The sequence below is a fragment of the Streptomyces torulosus genome, assembly GCF_001419765.1.
Taxonomy (GTDB): domain Bacteria; phylum Actinomycetota; class Actinomycetes; order Streptomycetales; family Streptomycetaceae; genus Streptomyces; species Streptomyces torulosus.
This window is the reverse complement of the sequence record NZ_LIRK01000651.1, coordinates 284-4,803: the sequence shown is the minus strand read 5'-3', so window position 1 is coordinate 4,803 and position 4,520 is coordinate 284. Positions and strand designations below refer to the sequence as shown.

Genomic DNA, 4,520 nt, shown 5'->3' with positions numbered 1-4,520 from the left:
GGGTCGACGCGGGCGGGGTCGGGCGGCTGGGTCCGGACGGGGTCGACGGGGTGGGGCCGTAGCGGGCGTAGGGGCTGGTCGATGGGCCCGTGGGTCACGGTCTGCCTCCCGTTCCGACCCGCGTCATGATCTCGCAGAGCGCTCGGTCGTCGAAGATGCGCGAGGTCGGTATGCGCACGGTCGTGCGGTGCCGGCCGGTGATCGGGTGTCCGGCGAGGTTGATCCAGTAGCAGCAGTGCCGCAGGTCGAGGCGGTCGTGGCCGGCCCGCAGCCACTGCTCCCGCGATCTCGGGACGATCATCACGACGAGGATCTTGTGCACGGTGACGGGTGTGCGGGCGAGCTTCGCCAGGTGGTCGTTGTCGAGCGTGAAGGAGAAGGTGCGTCCGGAGGGGTTGGGGGCGACCTGGTAGGTGGCCTTGAGCTGCACCTTGATGGTGACCTCGTCGTCGACCGTGTGGCCGGGTGAGCCGTGGCTGACGTGCCAGTCGATGCCGTTGTCCGGAAAGGGCTGGGACAGGGAGCAGCCGGCCGCGGCGGCCACCGCGTGCAGATAACCCACCTGCAGTGTCTCCATGCAGGCGGTGGTGGCGAGGGAGCCGCGGTGTGACTCCGCGTGCTCGGGCAGCAGCCCGCCCCGCTCGGGCTGCGCTATGGCCATGACCAACAGCCTTCCCCTACAGGTCCTTCCCCGTGCCGAGCCCCTGAACTGCGCAGACCCGTACTTCTGTTGTCTCCTTCCGGCGTACGGCGCAAACAGCCCGGGTATCACCAAACGGGCAGAAGACGGGGCGTCAGCTGCTCCGGGTGAACGAGGAGTTGAGTACGCATGACGTGTTGGTACGAGGGGCCCTTGGCGGCGTTCGACACGGAGACCACGGGTGTGGACGTCGAGACCGACCGGATCGTGTCGGCCGCCGTCGTCGTCCAGGACGCGCCCGGCACCCGCCCCCGGGTGACCCGGTGGCTGGTGAATCCGGGGGTGCCGGTGCCGGCCGGGGCGACGGCGGTGCACGGGCTGACGGACGAGCGGTTGCAGCGCGAGGGGCGCTGGCCGTCGCCGGTGATGGAGGAGATAGCCAGGGTGCTGGCCGAGCAGGCGTCGCGCGGCCGCCCGCTGGTGGTGATGAACGCGCCGTTCGATCTGACGCTGCTGGACCGGGAGTTGAGGCGTCACCGCGCCTCGTCGCTCGACCAGTGGTTCGAGACGACGCCGCTGCGGGTGCTCGATCCCCGGGTCCTGGACAAGCACCTGGACCGCTACCGCAAGGGCCGCCGCACCCTGACCGATCTGTGCGCGCACTACGAGGTCGTGCTGGACGGCGCGCACGACGCGGCGGCCGACGCGCAGGCGGCGATGGACGTCGTACGGGCCGTGGGGCGCCGTTTCGCCACGAGGCTGGCCCGCCTCTCCCCCGCCGAGCTGCACACGTTGCAGGCGGTGTGGCACGCGGCGCAGGCCCGCGGCCTGCAGGCGTGGTTCGCGCGCAGCGGCTCGGAGGAGGCGGTGGATCCGGCGTGGCCCCTGCGCCCGGGGCTGGCCGCGGCGGCGTGAGCGGCAGAGCCGCCGGCCGAGGGCGCGCCGGTGCCGGCGCCACAGCAAAGAACCGGCGGCACAACAAAGAACCGGCCCGACTGCGTCGGACCGGTTCTCTTCCGGGTGGGCGATACTGGGTTCGAACCAGTGACCTCTTCGGTGTGAACGAAGCGCTCTCCCACTGAGCTAATCGCCCGGGAACGGACTGAACAATACAGGTCCCGACGGCTCTGGTTCAAACCGCTTGTCCGTCGGCCGCGAGGTACGCGGCGAGCCCTCGGCGTCCCGCCCGCATCATCAGCGCGTGGTTGGCCCGGAACAGGGGCCGGCCGGGCACGGCGAGCCGTCGCATCAAGGGCTTGGTGACGTCGACCTCCTGGTCGTAGCGGGCGAGGGTGCCGGTCCCGTCGGCGGTGAGCGTCCAGCGGGCCCAGCCGTCGAGGTCCCCGCTCATCTCGATCTCCAGGATCCCGGTGGCCGGATCGCGCCGTACCTCGCGCGCGGTGATGACGAGGTCGTACGGCAGGACCGAGCGGATGCGGAGGGTGCCGCTGGTGTCGTCGGCCGGGGTCACCTCGCGCACCTGTGGCCACCAGCACGGATAGTCCTCGGCCCGCTGGAGCGCGTCGTACACGACGGCGGGCGGCGCGGGCAGGACCCAGAGGCTGCGGAAACGGTAGTGGCACCAGTCCATGCTCGGATTGTGCCCGTCGGCGGGCCTCGTACGGGGCCCGTGGTGGCTGGATCTGAGTACCGCCCTGAGTATGTGCGCTCATGCCGTCGCGGCGTGACCCGGACCACACTGCGGAACATGACGCATTTTCCGTCCCCGGCCGAGGAGTTGCGCCTCCTCGACACCGAGTTGCGGCAGCTCGACGCCCGCCGCGCCGTCCTGCTGACCCGCCGCGCCTGGCTGGTCAACGCGCTGTACGCCCAGGCCGCCGTGCCCTCCCACCCGTCGGCGCGTCCGCCGGCCCGGGGTCCCGAGGCGACGGCGCCCGGTGTCCAGAATGTGCTGCTGGTCCTCGGCGGGGTCCTGCTGACCGTCGCGGCGATCGCGTTCACTCTGGTCAGCTGGGGGCACATGGGGATCGCCGGCCGTTCGCTGGTCCTCGGCGGGGTGACCCTCGCCGCCCTCGCCACGCCCGTGGCGCTCCTGCGGCGGGGGCTGCGCTCGACCGCGGAGGCGGTGGCCGGCCTCGGCATGGCCCTGACGGTGCTCGACGCGTACGCCCTGCACGAGGTCGTCCTCCCGGGGACGGGCGGCACGGGGTTCGCGGCGGCCGCCTCGGCGGTGCTGGCGGCGACCTGGGCGGCGTACGGCCTGGCCGTGGGCGGGGTGGCCCCGTCGGCTGTCCACGGCTCGCAGGACCGTTCGACCGCCGGTGACGCGGAGGACCACCCCGCTGCGGGCGCGGGGGCTGTGCGTGTCGCTCTCCGTCTGCCGTTGCCCTTCGCCCTGGTCGCCGCGCAACTGCCGCTGCTGCTCTGGGTGTCGGCACTGGGCGCGGGTGTGGAGACGGTCACGGCCGTGGTGCTGGTGACGGCCGCGGCGGACAGCGCGGTCGCGCTCCGGGTGCGGATGGCGCCCGTCCGGATCGTCGCCCTGGTGGGCGCGTTCGGCTGGGGCGCCTGGGGTGTTCTGGCGGCCGGGTGGCTCTCGTGGGCCGCCGCGGGTCCGGGCGCCGCCGCCCGTGCGGCGGCGCTCCTCGCCCTCGCCGCCGCGACCGCCTTGGCCGTCGCCCGGTTCGCGCCGAAGCCAGGCCTGGCCCGCGGTACCGCCCTGACCGGCGGTCTGCTGATGGTCGCGTCGCTCGGAGGGGTCCTGCGGTCCGTGCTGCCGGACGTGTGGACGGTACCCGGCTACCTGCTGTGCGGTGTCGCCCTGCTGGCGGTCGTCCGGACCCCTGTCCCCGATCCCGTACGGCGAGGTCTCGTCCTGTCCTCCGCGGTGGTCCAGGCCATCGCCGCCCTCACCGCCTTCCCGGCGGTCGTCGTCACCTTGGTCGGCCCGGCCGGCTGGGTCGAGCGGATCTGGTCCGGCGCTCCCGACGACGCCCGTGCCGTGGTGACGCTGGGCGCTCCGTGGCCGCCGCTCACCGCGACGGTCCCCCTCGTCCTGGCCGTGCTCGCCGGGATGCTGGCCCTGGCCGGGCGTACGACCGCGTGGCGCACCCCCGCCCTGGTGGGCGCGCTCGTGCTGGGCTGGGCGACGGGCCTGGTGTTCCCGGCGGTGCTGGAACTCCCGTACACGGCGGGGCTGGTGGTCCAGGGAACCATGGCGGTGGCGGCGCTGGTGGTGGCGGCCCGCGTACGGCCGGCCGCCGGCAAGCGCCTCCAGGACCCGGCGGCACTCACGGCCGCGCTGCTGGCCCTCGTCACGTCGGTGGCCCTGGCGCTGGCGGCGCTCGCGACGGAGTCCGCGACGCTCACGGTGCTCGCCGCCTCGGTCGTCCTGTGCGCCCTGGCCGCCTGGCGCACGGACCTCGGTCCGCTGACCGCGCCCGCCGCGCTCGTCCACGGCACCGCGCTGACCTGCGCGATCGGCGCGTCGGCCGGCTGGGAGCCGCAGCACACGGCCCTGCTGGTCCTGGTGGTACCGGCCACCGCCGCGCTGCTCGCGGCGCGCCTCGGCGCCTCCCCCATGACCGTCCCGGTCGAGGCGACCGGCGCCGCGGCGGGCCTCCTGGCCGTTGCCCTCTCCGTCACCGACGCGCCCATGCTGGCCCTGACCCTCGCGCTCTGCGGCGTCATTGCGGCGGGGACCGCCGTACGCCCGGAGCGACGCAATGTCGGCTACGCGGCCGCCGTGCTCCTGGTGCTGGCCGGTTGGGTGCGGCTGGCGGCCTGGGAGGTCGGGTCCCCTGAGGCGTACACGCTCCCGGTGACCGTCCCGGCGCTGGCCGTCGGCCTCCTCCGGCGCCGTCGTGACCCGGCGGCCTCGTCCTGGACGGCGTACGGGCCGGGCCTCGCGGCCACCCTC

The 4,520-nt window shown here is 74.1% G+C and carries 3 protein-coding genes, 1 tRNA gene and 1 pseudogene; 2 read left to right on the top strand and 3 right to left on the bottom strand.

Features of this window, described 5'->3' with window-relative positions:
* Positions 1-94 precede the first annotated feature (94 nt).
* The gene (locus tag AOK23_RS36555; RefSeq protein ID WP_055541061.1) at positions 95-661 is read right to left on the bottom strand and encodes a DUF4365 domain-containing protein; all 567 of its coding nucleotides are present in this window, start codon (positions 659-661) and stop codon (positions 95-97) included.
* Positions 662-829: 168 nt separating this feature from the next.
* On the opposite strand from AOK23_RS36555, the gene AOK23_RS36550 reads away from it, so the two are divergent.
* Positions 830-1,555: a 3'-5' exonuclease gene (locus tag AOK23_RS36550; RefSeq protein ID WP_055716809.1), complete on the top strand. Its 726-nt coding sequence runs from the start codon at positions 830-832 to the stop codon at positions 1,553-1,555.
* Between the two features lie 106 nt (positions 1,556-1,661).
* Here the strand turns inward: AOK23_RS36550 and AOK23_RS36545 are convergent.
* Both AOK23_RS36545 and AOK23_RS36540 read right to left on the bottom strand, forming a co-directional pair.
* Positions 1,662-1,733, bottom strand: a tRNA-Val gene (locus AOK23_RS36545).
* 39 nt (positions 1,734-1,772) lie between these two features.
* Positions 1,773-2,231, bottom strand: a complete 459-nt coding sequence (locus tag AOK23_RS36540; RefSeq protein WP_055716808.1) for an SRPBCC family protein — start codon at positions 2,229-2,231, stop codon at positions 1,773-1,775.
* A gap of 117 nt (positions 2,232-2,348) precedes the next feature.
* Here AOK23_RS36540 and AOK23_RS50755 point away from each other — a divergent pair.
* Positions 2,349-4,520 (top strand): annotated as a pseudogene (locus AOK23_RS50755) (SCO7613 C-terminal domain-containing membrane protein); the annotation flags it as partial.

Coding starts and splice junctions, on each gene's coding strand:
- AOK23_RS36555 (WP_055541061.1), bottom strand. CDS start 661: ATGGCCATAGCGCAGCCCGAGCGGGGCGGGCTGCTGCCCGAGCACGCG.
- AOK23_RS36550 (WP_055716809.1), top strand. CDS start 830: ATGACGTGTTGGTACGAGGGGCCCTTGGCGGCGTTCGACACGGAGACC.
- AOK23_RS36540 (WP_055716808.1), bottom strand. CDS start 2,231: ATGGACTGGTGCCACTACCGTTTCCGCAGCCTCTGGGTCCTGCCCGCG.